Raw genomic sequence first — 19,900 nt, 5'->3', positions numbered from 1 at the left:
CGTCCTTCAAGCAGTTTTCGGGATGAGGCGTTCGAACAACGCCTCCACAGTATTAAAGCGCTCTTCCGGGCGCTCCATCGGCACCTGGAACTTGAACATCGTGGCGCCTTCGAATTTGTAGCGTTTTGGCTGGCTCTGGATCAGTTTGATCAGGGTCATCGGATCGACCGGCGTCTGCGCCGCGAACTCGATACGGCCACCTTGCGGGCCGCCATCGACTTTCTTGATGCCCAGCTGCTCGGCCTGCAATTTAAGCGCCGTGATGCGCACCAGATTTTTGGTCGGCTCCGGCAGCAGACCAAAGCGGTCGATCATTTCCACTTGCAGATCCTTCAGACCTTCCTCGTCGGTGGCCGAAGCGATGCGTTTGTACAGGATCAGGCGTGCGTGAACGTCCGGCAGGTAATCTTCCGGAATCAGCGCCGGCACCCGCAGGTTGACTTCCGGGCCACCGCCGAGCGGTTGGTCGAGGTTCGGCTGTTCGCCCTTGCGGATCGACTTCACCGCGCGCTCGAGCATTTCCATGTACAGCGTGAATCCAACGGCCTGAATCTGCCCGCTCTGACCGTCGCCCAGCAATTCGCCGGCGCCACGGATTTCCAGATCGTTGGTGGCCAGCACGAAACCGGCACCCAGATCCTGAGTATTGGCAATCGCCTCCAGACGTTTTTCCGCGTCACCAGTAATTTGCTGGCGTGGCGGGGTCAGCAGGTAGGCGTAAGCCTGGTGGTGACTACGACCAACACGACCGCGCAACTGGTGCAACTGCGCCAGACCGAACTTGTCGGCGCGCTCGATGATGATGGTGTTGGCGCTCGGCACATCGATGCCGGTCTCGATGATGGTCGAGGCGATCAGCACGTTGAAGCGTTTGTGATAGAAATCGCTCATCACCTGTTCGAGTTCGCGTTCGCGCATCTGCCCGTGGCCGATGCCGATCCGCGCTTCCGGCACCAGTTCGGCCAGCTCGGCGGCGCACTTCTCGATGGTCTTCACGTCGTTGTGCAGGTAGTAAACCTGACCGCCACGCAGCAGCTCACGCAGCAAAGCCTCTTTGACCGTGCTCTTGTTCTGCTCCATGACGAAGGTGCGCACGGAGAGGCGTCGCGCCGGCGGCGTGGCGATGATTGACAGGTCGCGCATGCCCGACACCGCCATGTTCAGCGTGCGCGGAATCGGCGTGGCGGTCAGCGTAAGAATGTCGACTTCGCTGCGCAGGGCCTTGAGCTGTTCCTTCTGACGGACACCGAAACGGTGCTCTTCGTCGATGATCACCAGACCGAGGTTTTTGATCTTGACGTCGTCCTGCAGCAACTTGTGAGTGCCGATGACGATGTCGATATTGCCTTCGGCCAGTTGGGCGACCGCTGCGTTCACTTCCTTCGCCGACTTGAAGCGGCTCATCACTTCCACGGTCACCGGCCAGTCGGCGAAGCGGTCGCGGAAACTGTTGTAGTGCTGCTGGGCGAGCAGGGTGGTCGGCACCAGGATCGCCACTTGCTTGCCGCCGTGCACGGCGATGAACGCGGCGCGCATGGCCACTTCGGTCTTGCCGAAACCAACGTCGCCGCAGACCAGGCGATCCATCGGTTTCGGCGAAAGCATGTCCTCGCGCACGGCTTCGATGGTGGATTGCTGGTCTGGGGTTTCTTCGAACGGGAAGCCGGCGCTGAAGGTCGCGTAATCGGCCTTTGGATCGGCAAACGCATAACCTTCGCGTGCGGCGCGGCGGGCGTAGATGTCGAGCAATTCGGCAGCCACGTCGCGCACTTGCTCGGCAGCCTTGCGCTTGGCTTTCTGCCAGGTTTCGGAGCCGAGGCGGTGCAGCGGGGCCAGCGCATCGTCGCTGCCGGTGTAGCGGGCGATCAGGTGCAGGTTGGCCACCGGCACGTAGAGCTTGGCGTTCTCGGCGTATTCAAGGGTCAGGAATTCGGCAGCCTGATTGTCGATTTCCAGAATCGTCAGGCCGAGATAACGGCCGACGCCGTGATCGATGTGCACCACCGGCGCGCCTTCACGCAGTTCGGTGAGGTTCTTGATCACCGCATCGTTGTTGGCGTCGGCGCGTTTTTCGCGACGGCGACGCTGCATCACGCGCTGGCCGAACAGCGGACTTTCCGCGACCAGTGCCAGCGCCGGGTCGTCGAGCATCAGGCCTTCGTCGAGCGGGGCGATGGTGATCGCCAGGCGATCCTTGCTTGCGACAAAGTCCGGCCAGCTGTCGACGGTTTTCGGCCGTAGCTTCAGGCGATCCAGCAACTCCAGCAGCACCTCGCGACGACCGGCGGATTCGGCGGTGAACAGCACGCGTCCGGGGAATTCGTCGAGGAATGCCGACAGCGCGGCCAGCGGCTGGGTAGCCTTGGCCTCGATCGCGAGATTCGGCAGTGCCTGCGCCGGGAAACGCTCGCGGCCTGCACCGGACTCAACATCCTGCTGACTGGCGACCACACGCGGCCAGTTCTTCAGGCGGGCAAAGCAGTCCTCCACCGGCAGGAACAGTTCGGCCGGCGGCAATAAAGGACGCGAAGGGTCGACGCGGCGCTCTTCATAACGGTTGCGCACGTCGTTCCAGAAGTTTTCCGCCGCCTGCTCGATACCCGGCAGCGAGAACACCTGGGTGTCCTGCGGCAGGTAATCGAACAGCGTCGAGGTTTCTTCGAAGAACAGCGGCAGGTAGTACTCGATACCGGCCGGTGTGATGCCGCTGCTCAGGTCCTGAAAGATCGGGCAGCGACGGAAGTCGACGTCGAAACGCTCGCGAAAACGCGCCTTGAAGCGGGTGACCGCGTCTTTCAGCAGCGGGAATTCCTTGGCCGGCAGAAGCTTGACTGAATCGACCTTGTCGATGGAGCGCTGGTTTTCCGGATCAAAGGTACGCAGGGTTTCGATTTCGTCGTCGAACAGGTCGATGCGATAGGGCAGTTTGCTGCCCATCGGGAACAGGTCGATCAGTGCGCCACGTACGGTGAACTCGCCGTGCTCGTAGACCGTGTCGACGTAGCGATAGCCACTGGCTTCGAGCCGCGAGCGCATTTGCTCGACGTCGAGCTTCTGACCGACATCCAGCACCAGGCTGCTGCCGAGCAGGAATTTGGTCGGCGCCAGACGATGCAGGGCGGTGGTGATCGGCACCACCAGCACGCCGTGCTCCAGCTCCGGCAGCCTATAAAGGCTGGCGATGCGCTGGGAGATGATGTCCTGGTGCGGCGAAAACAGGTCGTAGGGCAGGGTTTCCCAGTCCGGGAAATGCAGCACCGGCAAATCCGGGGCGAAGAAACTCAGCTCCTGCTCCAGCCGTTCGGCACTCTGGCTGTCGGCGGTCAAAAGCAGCGTGAAGCGCTTGGCAGCGCTGGCAGCCTCGGCAATCGCCAGGCTCAGGGCGGCACCGGGGAGGTTGCCCCAGTGCTGTTTACCTGCCGCGGCAGGGAGAAGCGGTAGACGCAGAACAGGCACGGAAGGTTGAGCTCCAGGCGTTGCGACAAAGTCGGTAATTGTAGCGGCGTCCGGTGCCGCCTGTCAGTTGCAGGATGCGTCTATCTGCGCTGTTTGAGAAAAATGTAGTGGTAACCATAAAAACCAGCGCTTTTTTTACGGTTATGTAGTGCCAAAAGTCGGTGGTGTTACGGAGGGTTACAGACATCGTCTAACAGTCGTCGAAAAACTGACTGCGCTGGAAGCCCCGGTTTTACTGGGCTGGCGGAGAGCGTTATTTTTTTGGACGGATTTTTGTTACCGATTGCGCGACAAGCGCGCATTGCTACAAGAGGTTCTCGGCGGCATAATGTAGCCCCTTTTTTCTGCCCCTACATGTGGAAGGTTACCGTGACTCAGAAGCCCGACCAGTGTCTTGGTGAATGGATCGACCGTGAAGCACTCGCAGAAGCGATGATTCCGCTTATCGGTCAGCTCTACCGCAACAACAACGTGGTGAGCTCGATCTATGGCCGCAGCCTGATCAACCAGTCTGTCATCGCGATTCTCAAAGCTCACCGCTTTGCTCGCCACCGTTCTGCCGACGACAGCGAACTCTCCGTCCACGAAACATTCCCACTGCTCAAGGCCATGAGCGAGCTCAAGCTCGGCGCGGCCTCGGTAGATCTGGGCAAACTGGCGTACAAATTCCGCAACGAAGGCAACGGCCGCACCGCCGAGCAGTTCGTCCGCGAAGAAATGGCTGACGTGGTTGGCCAGCAAAACGCTTCGGCCCGCAAAGGCACCGACGTTGTTCTGTACGGCTTCGGTCGTATCGGCCGTCTGCTGGCGCGCATCCTGATCGAGAAAACCGGTGGCGGCGACGGCCTGCGTCTGCGTGCCATCGTGGTGCGCAAGGGCGCCGAAAACGACCTGACCAAGCGCGCCAGCCTGCTGCGTCGCGATTCGGTACATGGTTCGTTCAACGGCACCATCACCATCGACGAAGAAAACAACACCATCACCGCCAACGGCAACCTGATCCAGGTTATCTACGCGAAGAACCCTACCGAAGTGGATTACACCCAGTACGGCATCAAAGATGCGCTGCTGGTGGACAACACCGGTGTATGGCGTGATGCCGATGGCCTGGGCCAGCACCTGGCGTGCCCGGGTATCGACCGCGTGGTTCTGACTGCGCCTGGCAAGGGCAAGCTGAAGAACATCGTTCACGGTATCAACCACAACGAAATCACTGCTGACGACAAGATCGTGTCCGCCGCTTCCTGCACCACCAACGCCATCGTGCCGGTGCTGAAAGCCGTGAATGACAAGTTCGGCATCATCAACGGTCACGTCGAAACCGTTCACTCGTACACCAACGACCAGAACCTGATCGACAACTTCCACAAGGGCGATCGCCGTGGCCGTAGCGCCGCGCTGAACATGGTGATCACCGAGACCGGTGCTGCCACCGCTGCTGCCAAGGCCCTGCCTGAGCTTGCTGGCAAGCTGACCGGTAACGCGATCCGTGTTCCGACGCCGAACGTGTCGATGGCCATTCTCAACCTGAACCTCGAGAAAGCCGCCACCCGTGAAGAGATGAACGAGTACCTGCGCTACATGGCGCTGCACTCCGATCTGCACAAGCAAATCGACTTCGTCAATTCGCAGGAAGTGGTTTCGACCGACTTCGTGGGCTCGCGTCACGCCGGTGTGGTCGACGCTGAAGCGACCATCGTTCAGGACAACCGCGTTGTTCTGTACGTCTGGTACGACAACGAGTTCGGTTACAGCTGCCAGGTGGTTCGCGTAATGGAAGACATGGCCGGTGTAAACCCGCCAGCGTTCCCGCGCTAAGCCTTAGCTGCAAATGAAAACGCCCCGACTCTGGTCGGGGCGTTTTTGTTTGTGCGCGATTTGCCTTAGCGGGGGATGGCGGCTTGTGCCGTGCGCAGTTCGTGCCTGTTGCCACGAAACAGCACCAGCGTGGCGATCACGCCCAATACCGCTGCACCACTGAGCCAGATCCCCGGTGCCGCCTTGTTGTCCAGCACATGGATCAGATAAGTGCAGGCCGCCGGGGTAAAGCCACCAAAGGTGGCGGTCGCCAGGCTGTAGGCCAGCGAGAAGCCAGTCGTACGAACTTCTACCGGCATGATTTCGGTGAGTGCCACCACCATTGCCCCGTTGTACGAGCCGTACAGGAACGACAGCCACAGCTCGACGATCAGCAAATGGCTGAAGCTCGGGTTCGCCACCAGCCACGACAGCGCCGGGTAAGCGGTCAGGATCGCCAGAATCGTCGCCGCCAGCAGTAGGGGTTTACGCCCGACCTTGTCAGACACCGCGCCCATCACCGGCAACCAGAAGAAGTTCGACAGACCGATGCACACGGTCACCAGCAACGCATCGAAGTCCGACAGGTGCAATTCCGCCTTGCCGAACGTCGGTGTGTAGGCCGTGATCAGGTAGAACGACACCGTGGTCATGACCACCAGCGCCATGCCGGCGATGACGATGCCAAAGTTCTGACCGATCGAGCGGACAATTTCCTGCAGGGTAGGGCGATGTTTGCGCGCCTGGAACTCCGGGGTTTCCTCCAGCGAGCGGCGGATGACGAAAATCACCGGGACGATCATGCAGCCGATCAGGAACGGCACCCGCCAGCCCCATTCGCCCATCTGCTCAGGGCTCAGCCAATGGTTGAGGGCGACACCGAGCAGGCCGGCGAACACCACGGCCGCCTGCTGGCTGGCGGACTGCCAACTGACGAAAAAGCCCTTGCGGCCCGGCGTGGCGATTTCCGCCAGGTACACCGACACACCGCCTAATTCGACGCCAGCCGAGAAGCCTTGCAGCAAGCGGCCGAACAGCACGATCAGCGGCGCGGCAACCCCAAGGGTGGCGTAGCCCGGCACGCAGGCAATCAGCACGGTGCCGGCCGCCATCAGGGCCAATGTGATGATCAGGCCCTGGCGTCGGCCGTGACGGTCTATGTAGGCGCCGAGAAAAATCGCCCCCAGCGGACGCATCAGGAAACCTGCGCCGAAAGTGGCCAGAGAAAGCATCAGGGAAGCGAAGGCGCTGTCGGTGGGAAAGAAGGTCTTGGCAATGGCCGTGGCGTAGAAACCGTAGACCATGAAGTCGAACATCTCGAGAAAGTTGCCGCTGACAACGCGAAAAATCGCCTTGCCTTTGCCGGTCGTTGAGGACATGGGTAGGTACTCACTCTAAATCTTGTAAGAAAGCGTTGCGCTCGTAGCCCATAATGGCCGGCGCGGTTTTGCGGGGAGATGAAGAATTGTTAACTGGACGGTGGGGGATTCTCGTGCTGCTGGGCTGGGTTTTGGCCGGCTGTGGCAACGGCGATTCCCTTGAGACTTTCGGTGGCCCGACGATGGGCAGCACCTATTCGATCAAGTACGTGCGCCACGCCCATCTGCCTGCCCCCCAGACGGTGCGTATCGAAGTGGAAAAAATCCTCGCGGACGTCGACCGGCAGATGTCGACTTACCGCGCAGACTCCGATATCTCGCGCTTCAATGCATTGCCGGCTGATCGCTGTCAGGTCATGCCCGCACCGATCCTTGAATTGATCCGCGTGGGCGAACAGCTGTCGCAACAAAGCGAAGGCTCCTACGACCTCACGGTTGAGCCGCTGATGAATCTGTGGGGTTTCGGCCCGCAGGGGCGTGAAGAAAAAGTCCCGGATGCGGCGGCGCTGGCCAAAGTGCGCCAACGAGTCGGTCATCAACACCTGCACATCGACGGCGACCGGTTATGCAAGGATGCGGCGGTCGAGGTGGACGTCAACAGCATTGCCGCCGGGTACGCGGTTGACACCATTACCGCGCGGCTCGAGGCTCTGGGCATCCATGACTATCTCGCGGAAGCCACCGGCGAGCTCAAGGCTTCCGGCAAGAAGCTTGATGGTTCGCCGTGGCGTATCGCTCTGGAAGAACCGCAAGACGATCAGCAGGTGGCAGAGCGCGTCATTAATGTGGATGGCTACGGCCTGTCCACCTCCGGCGACTATCGCAACTATTTTCAGCAGGATGGCCGTCGCTATTCCCACACCTTCGATGCCCGGACCGGTGCGCCGGTCCTACACGATCTGGCGTCGGTCACGGTAATTCATCCTTCAGCGCTGATGGCCGATGGACTATCGACGCTGTTGCTGATTCTCGGGCCTGAAAGAGCTTGGGACTATGCCGAAAAACACGACATTGGTGCATTCTTTGTGATTCGTGCCGATACAGGTTTCGTCACACGCACCAGTCACGCTTTTGAACGGCTCAGTGGCGCAAAAGTTGACTGAGAACAGTACGAAAGCTGGCGTTGTAGTGCAGGCAAAAGTAGCCTACGACGCGACCAAGGGTTAATGTGCGCGGCGTTGACGCTTCTATAGACTGTGTCCGGGTTTTCTACTGGCCCCCAATTGTTCCTTCGCGCCGTCGTTCGGCGTGATTTAGCCGCCGGTGCTGCTGGCACCGCGGCCTGTTCTGAGGAGTACGCATGGCTGTCTACAACTACGACGTGGTGGTGCTGGGTTCCGGCCCGGCGGGAGAAGGCGCGGCAATGAACGCCGCCAAAGCAGGGCGCAAGGTGGCGATGGTCGACAGCCGTCGCCAGGTCGGCGGCAACTGCACCCACCTGGGCACCATCCCGTCCAAGGCCCTGCGTCACTCGGTGCGGCAGATCATGCAGTTCAACACCAATCCGATGTTCCGTGCGATCGGCGAGCCGCGCTGGTTCTCCTTCCCGGATGTGTTGAAAAGCGCCGAGAAAGTCATCTCCAAGCAAGTCGCTTCGCGTACCGGCTACTACGCCCGTAACCGCGTCGACGTGTTTTTCGGCACCGGCAGCTTTGCCGACGAGCAAACCATCGAAGTGGTCTGCGCCAACGGCGTGGTCGAAAAACTGGTGGCCAAGCACATCATCATCGCCACCGGTTCGCGTCCTTATCGCCCGGCGGACATCGACTTCCACCACCCGCGTATCTACGATAGCGACACCATCCTCAGCCTCGGCCACACCCCGCGCAAACTGATCGTTTACGGCGCCGGCGTGATCGGTTGCGAATACGCTTCGATCTTCAGCGGTCTGGGCGTGCTGGTCGAGCTGGTGGACAACCGCGGCCAGTTGCTGAGCTTCCTCGACTCGGAAATCTCCCAGGCGTTGAGCTACCACTTCAGCAACAACAACATCACCGTGCGTCACAACGAAGAATATGACCGCGTCGAAGGCGTGGACAACGGCGTAATCCTGCACTTGAAGTCCGGCAAGAAGATCAAGGCCGACGCCTTGCTCTGGTGCAACGGTCGTACCGGTAACACCGACCAGTTGGGTCTGGAAAACATCGGGGTCAAGGTCAACAGCCGTGGCCAGATCGAAGTCGACGAGAATTACCGCACCTGCGTGCAGAACATCTATGGCGCCGGTGACGTGATCGGCTGGCCGAGCCTGGCCAGTGCCGCCCACGACCAGGGCCGTTCGGCCGCTGGCAGCATCGTCGACAATGGCAGCTGGCGCTTCGTGAATGACGTGCCGACCGGCATCTACACCATTCCGGAGATCAGCTCGATCGGCAAGAACGAGCAGGAACTGACCCAGGCCAAAGTGCCGTATGAAGTGGGCAAGGCGTTCTTCAAGAGCATGGCGCGGGCACAGATCGCCGGCGAGCCGCAAGGCATGCTGAAGATCCTGTTCCACCGTGAAACCCTGGAAGTGCTGGGCGTTCACTGCTTCGGTTATCAGGCGTCGGAGATCGTGCACATCGGTCAGGCGATCATGAACCAGCCAGGTGAGCTGAATACTCTGAAATACTTCGTCAACACGACGTTCAACTACCCGACCATGGCCGAAGCCTATCGGGTAGCGGCGTACGACGGCCTCAACCGGCTTTTTTGACGGGCTCCGGCCGGTGGCCTGAGCCGGCCGGGGAGACCGATTTCAGCAATTCCCGAGGGTGGCAGTGGCCAAACCGGGAAAGTCTGTAATCAGGCTGTCAACGCCGAAGTCGGCGAGTCTGCGCATCAGCGCAGGCTCGTTGACGGTCCACACCGACACATGCAGCCCCTGACGCTGCGCCTTTTGCAGGCGTTCCGGCGTACACAGCGTCCAGTTCAACGCCAGAATCTCGCAACCGTAACTCTGTGCGACCTTCAACGGGTCGAGCCAGGCGTATTCGGCCACCAGGCCGCGCGATACGTCGGGCACCAGATCCAGTGCAGCCTTCAACACTTCCCGCGAACTCGAGGTGATTGTCACTTTGTCGAGCAGCCCGTGTCTGACTGCCATTTCACGGATCGCCAGCACGGTGGTCGCGGCGCGGGTGCGAGAAGCGCTTTTGACTTCCAGCTGCCAGTGCTCGAAATCACACTTTTCGAACAGTTCTTCCAGCGTTGGAATCGGGCATGGCTTGATCCAGCCCGGACCGCCCTTGCGCGCGTCGTAGGTCACCAGCTCGGCGGCGGTGTGCTCGACTACCTTGCCGCGCCGGTCGGTGGTGCGCTTGAGGGTCGGGTCGTGGATGACCATCAGCTCGCCGTCCTTGGACAGGTGCAGGTCCAGCTCGCAACGGCGAACGCCGTGCTTGAGACATTCCTGAAAACTGCTCAGGGTGTTTTCCGGTGCTTCGCCCTTGGCGCCGCGGTGGCCGTAGATAAGGGTCACGGTTCTTCCTTAATTTAGATGCCTGATTCGTTCTGTTCGCGGGCCAGGCGTCGTTCCTGGGCCTGCTTCTGCAAGATATAGCGGGCGAGCAACTGGCGCTGGGCGTCGGTCAGGTGTTCGAACTCGGTGCCGACGTCGTAGCCGTCGCCCTTGCGGTCGCAATGGGTCACGCGGGCACGCAACAACAGGCCAAGCGCCTGAGGCATCAGCACCAGTTTTACCGACAGGTGGGCGCCGCTGGCGATCGGGGTAGGGTGCTGAAAGTCGATGCCGCCCTCGGAGATGATCACCGGTTGCGGCTCGCCGATATGGCCGAGCACGGTCAGGGCGACCACCTGGCTGAGCAGGTCGATGCGTTTGTTCTGGGATTTCAGGAACGCCGCGATGGCGCGGTCGCGTTCACTGATCTGGCGCAGCAGGTGCTGCGACTCGAATTCGCTCAGGTGCAGTTCGCTGAGCAGGTTGAACAGTGGAGAAGCATCCTGCAACACTTCCTGGCCTGCGGCTTCGGGAGCGGACAGGGGCCGAATTTCCAGTGCGATCGTGTCCTCGATACGGTAGTATTCGCGGCGATCTTCTTCATCTAATGTCGACATGGCGAACCCATGGTAGCGGCGGTGGTCTGAGTGTAAAGCTGGTTATCGACCCCCGCCACAAGGACGTTCCTTTTCCCTCCGAACAAGCCCCGACATGTTCAGACCTCTCTTCGTATTTATCGGCACGCGTTATACCCGTGCAAAGCGTCGCAATCATTTTGTGTCATTCATTTCCCTGACTTCGATGATCGGGCTCGCCCTTGGCGTGGTCGTGATGATCGTGGTGCTGTCGGTGATGAACGGCTTCGATCATGAGATGCGCACCCGCGTGCTGGGCATGGTGCCCCACGCGACCATCGAGTCCGGTGAAGCCATCAACGACTGGCCGAGCCTGGCCGCCAAGGTCAAGCAGAACCCGCAGGTGGCGGCCGTCGCGCCTTTCACCCAGATGCAGGGGTTGCTGACCAACAACGGCCAGGTGTCCAAGGTGTTGCTCAATGCCATCGACCCTGCGCTGGAGCGCAACGTCTCGATCATCGACAACTTCATGAAGCAGGGCAAACTCGACGATCTGACGCCGGGCAGCTTCGGCATCGTGATCGGCGACAAGGCCGCGACCAAGCTCGGCGTAGGCATCGGTGACAAGATCACCTTCGTCGCACCGGAAGTCAGTGTGACCCCGGCCGGGATGTTCCCGCGCATGAAGCGCTTCACTGTGGTCGGCATCTTCCATGTCGGCGCCGGCGAGCTGGACGGCTATCTGGGCGTCACCAACCTGCAGGATCTGGCGAAGATGCACCGCTGGAAGCCTGATCAGGTACAGGGTCTGCGTCTGAAGTTCGACGATCTGTTCCAGGCGCCGCGTGAAGCGTGGAACATCGCCCAGCGCCTCGGCGAGGACCGTTACTACGCCCGCGACTGGACCCGTACCCACGGCAACCTGTATCAGGCGATCCGCATGGAAAAAGCCATGATCGGCCTGCTGTTGCTGCTGATCGTCGCCGTGGCGGCGTTCAACATCATTTCCACGCTGGTGATGGTGGTGAACGACAAGAAGGGCGACATCGCCATTCTGCGCACACTGGGCGCCACACCGGGCACGATCATGCGCACATTCATGGTGCAAGGCACGGTGATCGGCGTGGTCGGCACGGCCATCGGCGCCGTGGTCGGGATCTTCGCCGCGCTCAACGTCAGCGCCGCGATTTCGGCCCTCGAAGGCGTGATCGGACACAAATTCCTCAACGCCGACGTGTATTTCATCGATTACCTGCCGTCGCAGGTGCAGAGCCAGGACGTGGTCATGGTCTGCGCCGCTGCGTTGGTCCTGAGTTTCCTCGCCACCCTGTATCCAGCCTGGCGTGCCGCGCGCACCCAGCCGGCGGAGGCGCTACGTTATGAGTGAGTCGGGCATGAGTGAAAAAGCAATCTTGAGCTGCCGCAACCTGGGCAAATCCTACGAGGAAGGCCCGGAGTCGGTGGAAGTGCTGGCCAACCTGCAACTGGAACTGCATCCAGGCGAGCGGGTGGCGATCGTCGGCAAGTCCGGTTCGGGCAAAAGTACCTTGCTCAACCTGTTGGGCGGTCTCGACACGCCGACCAAGGGCGGTGTCTGGCTCGACGGTGAAGAACTGTCGGCGCTGAGCGAGAAAAAGCGTGGCCTGCTGCGTAACCGTGCCCTCGGGTTCGTGTACCAGTTCCACCACTTGCTGCCGGAATTCACCGCGCTGGAAAACGTCTGCATGCCGCTGCTGATCGGCAAGACCGCGATCCCGGAAGCCCGTCAGCGTGCCACGGCGTTGCTGGAGCGAGTGGGCCTGGGCCATCGCCTGGAACACAAACCGGCGGAGCTGTCCGGTGGCGAACGCCAGCGTGTGGCCATCGCCCGTGCGCTGGTCAACAATCCAGGACTGGTGATGCTCGACGAGCCGACCGGCAACCTAGACTCCCACACCGCTGAGGGCATTCAGGATCTGATGCTGGAACTCAGCACGTCGATGCGCACGGCGTTTCTGGTGGTGACTCACGACATGAACCTGGCTCGCCAGATGGACCGCGTCCTGCAGCTGCAGGAAGGTTGCCTGACCCCCATCTGACGGCTTGAAACCCGGTGCCTGAAAAGGCATCGGGTCTTTTATTTTTATACGGTGCCCCAGCGAATGTTCAGACCGTTATCGATCTTTATCGGCACGCGCTATACCCGCGCCAAGCGCCGCAATCGCTTTGTTTCGTTCATTTCGATGACCTCGATGATCGGCCTCGCCCTCGGCGTGCTGGCGATGATCGTGGTCCTGTCGGTGATGAACGGCTTCCAGCGCGAAATGAGCTCGCGCATCCTTGGCATGGTGCCTCACGCGACCATCGTCGGCGTCAAGCCGATCGACGACTGGCAGCCAGTCGCTGCCGCCGCGATGAAGAATCCGGAAGTGACCGCCGCCGTGCCGTTCACCGAGATGGAAGGCATGCTGTCCTACAAGGGCATGATGCAGCCGATCCAGATCAGCGGCGTCGATCCGGCTCAGGAAGGCAAGGTGTCGATCGTTGCCCAACATATTGTTCAAGGCCGTCTCGATGCCTTGAAACCGGGCGAATTCGGCGTAGTGCTCGGCGAAATCACCGCTCGGCGTTTCCGCCTCAACGTCGGCGACAAGATCACCCTGATCGTGCCGGAAGTCAGCACCGCACCGGGCGGCATCACCCCGCGCATGCAGCGTCTGAATGTGGTCGGCGTGTTCAAGGTCGGTGCCGAACTCGACGGTTCCATGGGCCTGATCCACGTCTCCGACGCCGCGACCATGCAGCACTGGGAGCCGAATCAGGTGCAGAGCGTGCGTCTGGCGGTGAAGGATCTGTACGCCGCACCGAAGGTTTCCTCGGACATTGCCTCCGGTCTCGGCGCCGATTTCAAGGCTGACGACTGGACCCACACCCAGGGCAGCCTGTTCAGTGCGATGAAGATGGAAAAAACCATGATCGGCCTGTTGCTGCTGATGATCGTCGCGGTGGCGGCGTTCAACATCATCGCGACCCTGATCATGGTGGTGAACGACAAGGGCGCGGATATCGCGATCCTGCGCACCATCGGCGCCACGCCACGGCAGATCATGGCGATCTTCATGGTGCAGGGCACGGTGATCGGTATCGTCGGCACCATCATCGGTGGCGTGCTGGGTGTGATTGCCGCGCTGAACGTCAGTGAGATGGTGGGCTGGGTCGAGCGAGTGACCGGGCAGCACATCTTCAGTTCGGACGTGTATTTCGTCAGCAACCTGCCATCGGAATTGCAGGGCGGTGACGTGCTGCTGATCTGCTCGGCGGGCTTTATCCTCAGCTTCCTGGCCACGGTTTACCCGGCCTGGCGGGCGGCGAAGATCGAACCGGCGCACGCATTGCGCTATTCGTAAGTTCCCCATTGAGGCCGGCATTGCCGGCCTCAATCGTTTTTCGGCAACTCAATCACAAACCGCGTCCAGCCCTGAGCCGATTCGCAATGAATCTGCCCGCCATGGGCCCGGATGATCGACTGAGTGATCGCCAGCCCCAATCCCGCATGCTCGCTGCTGCCTTCCTGGCGCGCCGGATCCGCCCGGTAGAAGCGGTCGAACAAGCGCGGCAACAACTCGACAGAAATCCCCTCACCACTGTTCTCCACAGTCACGCTCAAGAATTTCGCCTGCTCGACCACCTTTACACGCACTTCGCCGGCGGCCGGGGTAAAGCGCAACGCGTTATCCAGCAGATTCGACAGCGCCCGACGCAACATCGCGCGATCACCCTCGAACCGCCCCGCACCGTCACGGCTGAGGCTGACCTGAGCGTCTTCGGCCAGCGGCGCAAAAAACTCCAGCAACGCATCGGCTTCTTCCGCCAGCTCCAGCGGTTCACGCTTGGGCACCAGCAAGCCGTGGTCAGCCTTGGCCAGATAAAGCATGTCGTTCACCAACTGCGCCATCCATTGCAGCTCTTCGAGGTTGCTGTGCAGTGCCTCGCGATAGTCTTCGAGGGGGCGAGGGCGGGTCAGGGTGACCTGAGTTTGAGTCAGCAGGTTTGACAATGGGGTGCGCAGTTCATGGGCGATGTCGGCGGAAAACGCTGACAGCCGCTGAAAGGAGTCATCGAGGCGTCCGAGCATGGCGTTGAAGCTGTGGGCCAATTCCGCGAGTTCTGCAGGCATCCGTGCGTCCGGCAGTCGGGCATTCAGCGATTGCGCCGAAATCCCCCGGGCGACCGCACTCATGCGGCGTAACGGGCGAAGACCGCTGCGGGCAGCCCAGGCGCCGAGCAGCGCAGTGGCCAGCGCCGACAGGCCGACGGTCAGCCAGATCAGATGCTGCATGCGTTGCAGGAAGTGCTGGTGGTGGGTGATGTCCAGCAGCAAGGTCAATTGCGGGGAATCGGGTTTTCCCGGTTCAAGCGCGGCGTTGAGCAGGCGATAGTCGGTGCCGTTGTCGTTGATGGTGGCCAGGCCGGGCTGTTGCGGCAGATTCGCCGGGGTATGCAACGAGCGACCGAACCAGCGCTGCCCCTCAGAGCTGCTGATACGCAACGAAACATCGCCCTGTTGGCTCAATTCATCGGTGATGTGCGCGGCGTCGCTACCGCTGCGCAGCGTCTGACGCACGCTGAGCAGTTTTCCTTCGAGCAATTGCTGGTCGAGTTCGATGAAGTGGCCTTCGCTGGCCCGATTGAACACCACCCCGGCGACCAGCGAAACCACTGCGGTGCAGCCGGCGAACAACAGCACCAATCGGCCGCTCAAGGACAGTCGGCGCATCAGTCGGCACGCTCTTCAAGGACGTAACCCATGCCGCGTACGGTGTGGATCAGCTTGTTGGGGAAGTCGTCATCGATCTTCAGGCGCAGTCGACGAATCGCCACTTCGATCACATTGGTGTCGCTGTCGAAGTTCATGTCCCAGACCTGCGAGGCGATCAGTGACTTGGGCAGCACTTCGCCCTGACGGCGCAGGAGCATTTCCAGCAGGGCGAACTCTTTGGCGGTGAGGTCGATGCGTTGACCGCTGCGTTCGACCCGGCGGCGGATCAGATCCAGGCTCAGATCGGCTAGGCGCAGGCTGGTTTCCTGGGGCGTGGAACTGCCGCGGCGTAACAGGCTGCGCACCCGCGCCAGCAGTTCGGAGAAAGCGAACGGTTTGACCAGGTAGTCGTCGGCGCCCAGTTCGAGGCCGTGAACCCTATCTTCCACGGTGTCCTTGGCGGTCAAAAACAGGATCGGTGTTTCCAGGCCGGCGCTGCGCACCGCCTGCAGGATCTGCCAGCCATTGCGTCCGGGCAGCATCACATCGAGGATCAGCAGCGCATAGTCGCCACTCAACGCCAATTGCTGGCCGGTGGTGCCGTCGGCCACCAGTTCGGTGTTGAAACCGGCCTCGGTCAGGCCCTGGCGCAGGTACTGGCCGGTTTTGGGTTGGTCTTCGACGATCAGCAGTTTCATGGGCAACTCGGGTAGCGGGAACGAGGACGTTATACCGTGGGCTCACGCGGTGAGCGCCAAACTGACAAAGTTGTAATCTCTCTGTCAGGTCGCTGCCAGCGCAGGCGGGCTAGAGTTTCCCACAGGCTGAACCTTGATTTATTGGAGTACGACTATGTTTTTGCGCAACCGTCTGGCCCTTGCCGCGTGTCTGCTGGCGCTGAGTTCGCCGCTGTGGGCGTCGCCGGCGCACACCTATGACTTCGGCCAGCCGGCCCCGGCGGCCAAGGCCACCCGCAGCATTGAAGTGGTGATGGGCGACATGAGCTTCGATCCGAAGGCGATCGAGATCAAGGCCGGTGAGACCGTTCGTTTTGTGCTTGTGAATAAAGGCCAGTTGTTGCACGAATTCAACCTCGGCGACGCAACGATGCATGCCAAGCACCAGCAGGAAATGTTGCAGATGCAACAAAGCGGCATGCTGACGCCGACCGGCATGAAGGAAATGTCCCACGACATGGCGGGCATGGATCACGCCGCAATGGGCCATGGCATGAAGCACGACGACCCCAACAGCGTGCTTGTCGAACCGGGCAAGACCGCCGAGTTGACCTGGACCTTCAGCAAAGCGGTGAACCTGGAGTTTGCCTGCAATATTCCCGGGCATTACCAAGCGGGAATGGTCGGCAAACTGACTGTCAGTCAGTAAGCACTCAAAGGCGGAAGCAAAGGCTGGTAGAATCCGCTGATTCTTCAGTCAGGTTTCCGCCATGCATCCCGCAGCCGAACATTCGCCGCTGGGCAAATCCAGCGAATACATCGCCACGTACACGCCGTCCCTGCTGTTCCCGATCCCGCGCACCGCGAAATGGGCCGAATTGGGCCTGACCGCCGAGACCCTGCCGTATAAAGGCGTGGATTTCTGGAACTGCTTCGAACTGTCGTGGCTGCTGCCGTCGGGTAAACCGGTGGTGGCGATCGGTGAATTCAGCATTCCGGCGGATTCGCCGAACATCATCGAATCCAAGTCGTTCAAGCTGTACTTGAACTCGCTGAACCAGACGCCGTTCGCCGACACCGCGAGCCTGGAAGCGACGCTGGTCAAGGATTTGTCCGCTGCTGCCGGCAAACCGGTGGGCGTGCGCGTCCGCAGCCTGAAAGACGTCGAAGCCGAAGGCGTTGTGGCGCTGCCGGGCGTGTGCATCGACGATCTGGATATCAGCGTCAGTGACTACGAACACCCGCGTCCTGAGCTGCTGCGCTGCGACGATTCGCGGGTGGTGGAGGAGAGCGTGCACAGCCATCTGCTCAAATCCAACTGCCCGGTGACCAGTCAGCCGGACTGGGGCAGCGTGGTGGTGGAATACCGTGGCGCGGCGCTGGATCACGCCAGTTTGCTGGAGTACATCGTCAGCTTCCGTCAGCACTCGGACTTCCACGAGCAGTGCGTGGAGCGGATCTTCCTCGACCTGCAGCGCCTGCTGAAACCGGAAAAGCTCACGGTGTTTGCGCGTTACGTGCGCCGGGGCGGGCTGGACATCAACCCGTACCGCAGCACTGAAAGCGTGCAACTGCCGAACCACCGTCTGGTTCGTCAGTAACCCGCCTCGCGGACATGAAAAAGCCCTGCCAGTGATGGCAGGGCTTTTTTGCATTCGCGGGGTCTCAGATGCCCATGCTGACCAGGGAATTCATGATGTTGCGCAGTGTGCCGGCGATGGTGGGGTGATCAACTTCAAAGCGCTCAACGGCCAGGTTCACACCATCGGCAATGTTGGAGTCCTTGGTTTTGGTTTCCAGTTCAAGTTCCAGTTCGATCTGTTTCATCAGGGCATGTAGATCAGCGCGCTCGGCTTCGGTCAGCGGAGGATTTTGATCCAGTTGCTCGCGCAGGGCATTGAGCTGTTTCTGCAGTTCTTGAGCGGGCATGGTTGTTTCCTTTTATCGAGAGGCACTGGCATAGACCGCAGCCGTGCGCCAAAGGTCTATGGCTCTCCTTAAGACTAATCCACTCTTGGCCAACCTGCATGATCCCGGTCAGGGCTTTTCGCCTTTGAGGCGGCGCAGGTTGATGTCCGCCAGACAAGTGTCGAGTTCGCCCAGATGATCGATCACCGAGTGCACGCCCAGGCCGAACAGCTGCACCGTCGCCTTGCCGCGCAGCTGTTCGCGTTCTTTCTGGCTCAGGGCCTGCCATTCGCTTGGCGCCAGGCCGCACAGCGAGCCGCAGGACGCCAGGCCGATGGTCCACAACCCGGCATTCAGGCCCGATTGCAGCAAGCGCGGCTCGCCGCTGACCAGCACGCAACCGTCGAGGCAACCGACATTCAAGCCCATCAGCGCTTGCCAGCAGGCGTTGGGCGCCGGCCATGGATTGATTGTTGCCGAATGTTGCGACGGTTTTATCCAGTCAGGCAGTGTGGATGACAGCACTTGAGTGAAGCTTGCAGACAACTCATCCAGCCAGGCGCAGGGAATTTGCTGGCGCTGCAGGCTGCGCAGGCTGTCCAGGGCGCCGGGTGTGACGTCGGCGTGTTCCGGGCCGACGCTGGTGTGATGACGGGCGCGAGCGCCGAAGTCCACCAGACAGCCGCTGAGTCCGAACAGCACGGCGGTCAGCGTCGGTGCCGCGAGGGGCAAGGCTTCGGCTTGAGGCATGGAAAACGTCCCTGAAATAGCGATCAGGCTAGGCAACATCGGTGACAGTTGCATGACAGGCCAGTGACGAAGCGTCCTACAGAGGGTTTCACCGGGGGAACTGCCTAAAGTGCCGTTTCCGTCTTATACTGACGCACTAATCGCCGCGGCCCAGGTGCTGCGTCCGTACTATCCAAGGAGTTTTCTATGCGCTGGAGCCATCCTCTTGCTCAGCTTTGTGTATGTGCCAGCGTGATGCTGGTGCCGTTCGCCGCTCAAGCCGCAACGGAAGAAGACCCTTGGGAAAGCGTCAACCGTCCGATCTTCCAGTTCAACGATTTCGTCGACACCTATGCGCTGAAGCCGCTGGCGCAGGGCTACGAATTTGTTACTCCGCAATTCCTGGAAGACGGCATCCACAACATGTTCCGCAACGTCGGTGATGTCACCAACCTGGCGAACAACATTCTTCAGGCCAAACCGGCTGCGGCTGGCGTCGACACCGCGCGCCTGATCTTCAACACCACCTTCGGCCTGCTCGGATTCTTCGACGTCGGCACCAAAATGGGCCTGAACCGCAGCGACGAAGACTTCGGCCAGACCCTCGGCTACTGGGGCGTCGGCAGCGGTCCTTACGTGATGCTGCCACTGATGGGCCCGAGTACCCTGCGCGACGCGCCGTCCAAGTACGTCGACAGCTTCACCGGCCCGTACCGCTACATCAACGATGTGCCGGTGCGTAACTCGATTTTCGGCCTGAACATCGTTGATACCCGCGCCAGCCTGCTGTCGAGCGAGAAGCTGATCAGCGGCGACAAGTACACCTTCATCCGCAACGCCTACCTGCAGAACCGCGAGTTCAAGGTCAAGGACGGGCAGGTCGAAGACGATTTCTGATCTCGGTTGATCGGTATGAAAGGGCGGCCGCGAGGTCGCCTTTTTTGTGGGCGCGTCCAATGATTGGGTTACGGTTGAAGCCGTTCTTATAACTGCGAGTGATTTGACAAACAAAGTCTCCAAGCGACCATCGGCGCATGCTTGAAACGCTCGAAGGATGGGAGTACCGTCTGCGCCTTAGAAGGGCACCTCTGGTGCAACCGTGTGCGGGGCGAACGCTCCGAAGCGGTGCAGCAGAGAGGCTAGAAAGCGAATCCAGTAGTCTGTGCCGGGCCTTTGCCCCGCCTGCTACGCCAACCTAATTC

At 60.7% G+C, this 19,900-nt stretch carries 17 protein-coding genes; 9 read left to right on the top strand and 8 right to left on the bottom strand.

Translation table 11 applies throughout. The annotated features are described in order from the left end of the window. Positions 1–6: 6 nt before the first annotated feature. On the bottom strand, positions 7–3,456 hold the full coding sequence (gene mfd, locus QRN46_RS07410; RefSeq protein WP_285354460.1) for a transcription-repair coupling factor: 3,450 nt from the start codon (positions 3,454–3,456) through the stop codon (positions 7–9). 354 nt (positions 3,457–3,810) lie between these two features. Between mfd and QRN46_RS07405 the strand changes: the two genes are divergently transcribed. Then, entirely contained in the window at positions 3,811–5,274 is a 1,464-nt protein-coding gene (locus QRN46_RS07405; RefSeq protein ID WP_011335187.1) for a glyceraldehyde-3-phosphate dehydrogenase, read from the top strand. 65 nt (positions 5,275–5,339) lie between these two features. On the opposite strand, the gene QRN46_RS07400 is transcribed toward QRN46_RS07405, so the two are convergent. Further along, the gene (locus QRN46_RS07400; protein WP_011335186.1) at positions 5,340–6,632 is read right to left on the bottom strand and encodes an MFS transporter; all 1,293 of its coding nucleotides are present in this window, start codon (positions 6,630–6,632) and stop codon (positions 5,340–5,342) included. Positions 6,633–6,685: 53 nt separating this feature from the next. Here QRN46_RS07400 and QRN46_RS07395 point away from each other — a divergent pair, with 53 nt between their 5' ends. Then, on the top strand, positions 6,686–7,735 hold the full coding sequence (locus QRN46_RS07395; RefSeq protein ID WP_011335185.1) for an FAD:protein FMN transferase: 1,050 nt from the start codon (positions 6,686–6,688) through the stop codon (positions 7,733–7,735). 197 nt (positions 7,736–7,932) lie between these two features. Next, positions 7,933–9,327 (top strand): Si-specific NAD(P)(+) transhydrogenase, encoded by a 1,395-nt coding sequence (gene sthA, locus QRN46_RS07390; RefSeq protein ID WP_007953019.1) that lies wholly within the window; start codon positions 7,933–7,935, stop codon positions 9,325–9,327. Between the two features lie 42 nt (positions 9,328–9,369). Here sthA and QRN46_RS07385 read toward each other — a convergent pair whose 3' ends face one another. Both QRN46_RS07385 and QRN46_RS07380 read right to left on the bottom strand, forming a co-directional pair. Then, positions 9,370–10,092 carry a glycerophosphodiester phosphodiesterase gene (locus tag QRN46_RS07385; RefSeq protein WP_039772788.1) on the bottom strand — a complete coding sequence of 241 codons (723 nt, stop codon included), beginning with the start codon at positions 10,090–10,092 and terminating at the stop codon, positions 9,370–9,372. Between the two features lie 14 nt (positions 10,093–10,106). Then, positions 10,107–10,688: a PilZ domain-containing protein gene (locus QRN46_RS07380; RefSeq protein ID WP_011335183.1), complete on the bottom strand. Its 582-nt coding sequence runs from the start codon at positions 10,686–10,688 to the stop codon at positions 10,107–10,109. Positions 10,689–10,782: 94 nt separating this feature from the next. On the opposite strand from QRN46_RS07380, the gene QRN46_RS07375 reads away from it, so the two are divergent. From QRN46_RS07375 to QRN46_RS07365, 3 genes are all read left to right on the top strand, one after another. Then, positions 10,783–12,033 (top strand): lipoprotein-releasing ABC transporter permease subunit, encoded by a 1,251-nt coding sequence (locus QRN46_RS07375; protein ID WP_011335182.1) that lies wholly within the window; start codon positions 10,783–10,785, stop codon positions 12,031–12,033. Between the two features lie 7 nt (positions 12,034–12,040). Next, complete coding sequence (gene lolD / locus QRN46_RS07370) at positions 12,041–12,724, top strand: lipoprotein-releasing ABC transporter ATP-binding protein LolD (protein ID WP_162831788.1); 684 nt, start codon at positions 12,041–12,043, stop codon at positions 12,722–12,724. A 63-nt stretch (positions 12,725–12,787) separates the two neighbouring features. Continuing rightward, on the top strand, positions 12,788–14,032 hold the full coding sequence (locus QRN46_RS07365) for a lipoprotein-releasing ABC transporter permease subunit (protein WP_011335181.1): 1,245 nt from the start codon (positions 12,788–12,790) through the stop codon (positions 14,030–14,032). A gap of 29 nt (positions 14,033–14,061) precedes the next feature. Here the strand turns inward: QRN46_RS07365 and QRN46_RS07360 are convergent, their stop codons facing one another. Then, the gene (locus tag QRN46_RS07360) at positions 14,062–15,402 is read right to left on the bottom strand and encodes a heavy metal sensor histidine kinase (protein WP_011335180.1); all 1,341 of its coding nucleotides are present in this window, start codon (positions 15,400–15,402) and stop codon (positions 14,062–14,064) included. After that, entirely contained in the window at positions 15,402–16,082 is a 681-nt protein-coding gene (locus QRN46_RS07355) for a heavy metal response regulator transcription factor (RefSeq protein WP_011335179.1), read from the bottom strand. Before QRN46_RS07355 ends, QRN46_RS07360 begins: the two co-directional genes overlap by 1 nt. Positions 16,083–16,236: 154 nt before the next feature. Here QRN46_RS07355 and copI point away from each other — a divergent pair, with 154 nt between their 5' ends. Then, on the top strand, positions 16,237–16,770 hold the full coding sequence (gene copI, locus QRN46_RS07350) for a copper-resistant cuproprotein CopI (RefSeq protein ID WP_011335178.1): 534 nt from the start codon (positions 16,237–16,239) through the stop codon (positions 16,768–16,770). 61 nt (positions 16,771–16,831) lie between these two features. Beyond that, positions 16,832–17,662, top strand: coding sequence for an NADPH-dependent 7-cyano-7-deazaguanine reductase QueF (gene queF, locus QRN46_RS07345; RefSeq protein WP_011335177.1), 831 nt, complete (start codon positions 16,832–16,834; stop codon positions 17,660–17,662). Positions 17,663–17,726: 64 nt separating this feature from the next. Here the strand turns inward: queF and QRN46_RS07340 are convergent, their stop codons facing one another. Then, positions 17,727–17,990 (bottom strand): DUF4404 family protein, encoded by a 264-nt coding sequence (locus tag QRN46_RS07340; RefSeq protein ID WP_011335176.1) that lies wholly within the window; start codon positions 17,988–17,990, stop codon positions 17,727–17,729. Positions 17,991–18,098: 108 nt separating this feature from the next. Then, positions 18,099–18,719 carry an HAD superfamily inactivated hydrolase PcrP gene (gene pcrP / locus QRN46_RS07335; protein ID WP_011335175.1) on the bottom strand — a complete coding sequence of 207 codons (621 nt, stop codon included), beginning with the start codon at positions 18,717–18,719 and terminating at the stop codon, positions 18,099–18,101. Between the two features lie 186 nt (positions 18,720–18,905). On the opposite strand from pcrP, the gene QRN46_RS07330 reads away from it, so the two are divergent. Continuing rightward, positions 18,906–19,595 carry an MlaA family lipoprotein gene (locus QRN46_RS07330; protein ID WP_011335174.1) on the top strand — a complete coding sequence of 230 codons (690 nt, stop codon included), beginning with the start codon at positions 18,906–18,908 and terminating at the stop codon, positions 19,593–19,595. Positions 19,596–19,900 lie beyond the last annotated feature (305 nt).

The sequence above is a fragment of the Pseudomonas sp. lyk4-R2A-10 genome (assembly GCF_030209075.1).
GTDB classification, from domain to species: Bacteria; Pseudomonadota; Gammaproteobacteria; order Pseudomonadales; family Pseudomonadaceae; genus Aquipseudomonas; species Aquipseudomonas glycinae.
The sequence above is the reverse complement of the archived record's forward strand: the minus strand, read 5'-3'. Positions and strand labels throughout refer to the sequence as shown.

What these genes read in the sequence shown, in the direction of transcription:
- QRN46_RS07405 (WP_011335187.1), top strand. Translation starts at nt 3,811, where the DNA reads ATGTGGAAGGTTACCGTGACTCAGAAGCCCGACCAGTGTCTTGGTGAA.
- QRN46_RS07400 (WP_011335186.1), bottom strand. Translation starts at nt 6,632, where the DNA reads ATGTCCTCAACGACCGGCAAAGGCAAGGCGATTTTTCGCGTTGTCAGC.
- QRN46_RS07395 (WP_011335185.1), top strand. Translation starts at nt 6,686, where the DNA reads ATGGCCGGCGCGGTTTTGCGGGGAGATGAAGAATTGTTAACTGGACGG.
- sthA (WP_007953019.1), top strand. Translation starts at nt 7,933, where the DNA reads ATGGCTGTCTACAACTACGACGTGGTGGTGCTGGGTTCCGGCCCGGCG.
- QRN46_RS07380 (WP_011335183.1), bottom strand. Translation starts at nt 10,688, where the DNA reads ATGTCGACATTAGATGAAGAAGATCGCCGCGAATACTACCGTATCGAG.
- QRN46_RS07375 (WP_011335182.1), top strand. Translation starts at nt 10,783, where the DNA reads ATGTTCAGACCTCTCTTCGTATTTATCGGCACGCGTTATACCCGTGCA.
- lolD (WP_162831788.1), top strand. Translation starts at nt 12,041, where the DNA reads ATGAGTGAAAAAGCAATCTTGAGCTGCCGCAACCTGGGCAAATCCTAC.
- QRN46_RS07365 (WP_011335181.1), top strand. Translation starts at nt 12,788, where the DNA reads ATGTTCAGACCGTTATCGATCTTTATCGGCACGCGCTATACCCGCGCC.
- QRN46_RS07360 (WP_011335180.1), bottom strand. Translation starts at nt 15,402, where the DNA reads ATGCGCCGACTGTCCTTGAGCGGCCGATTGGTGCTGTTGTTCGCCGGC.
- QRN46_RS07355 (WP_011335179.1), bottom strand. Translation starts at nt 16,082, where the DNA reads ATGAAACTGCTGATCGTCGAAGACCAACCCAAAACCGGCCAGTACCTG.
- copI (WP_011335178.1), top strand. Translation starts at nt 16,237, where the DNA reads ATGTTTTTGCGCAACCGTCTGGCCCTTGCCGCGTGTCTGCTGGCGCTG.
- queF (WP_011335177.1), top strand. Translation starts at nt 16,832, where the DNA reads ATGCATCCCGCAGCCGAACATTCGCCGCTGGGCAAATCCAGCGAATAC.
- QRN46_RS07340 (WP_011335176.1), bottom strand. Translation starts at nt 17,990, where the DNA reads ATGCCCGCTCAAGAACTGCAGAAACAGCTCAATGCCCTGCGCGAGCAA.
- pcrP (WP_011335175.1), bottom strand. Translation starts at nt 18,719, where the DNA reads ATGCCTCAAGCCGAAGCCTTGCCCCTCGCGGCACCGACGCTGACCGCC.
- QRN46_RS07330 (WP_011335174.1), top strand. Translation starts at nt 18,906, where the DNA reads ATGCGCTGGAGCCATCCTCTTGCTCAGCTTTGTGTATGTGCCAGCGTG.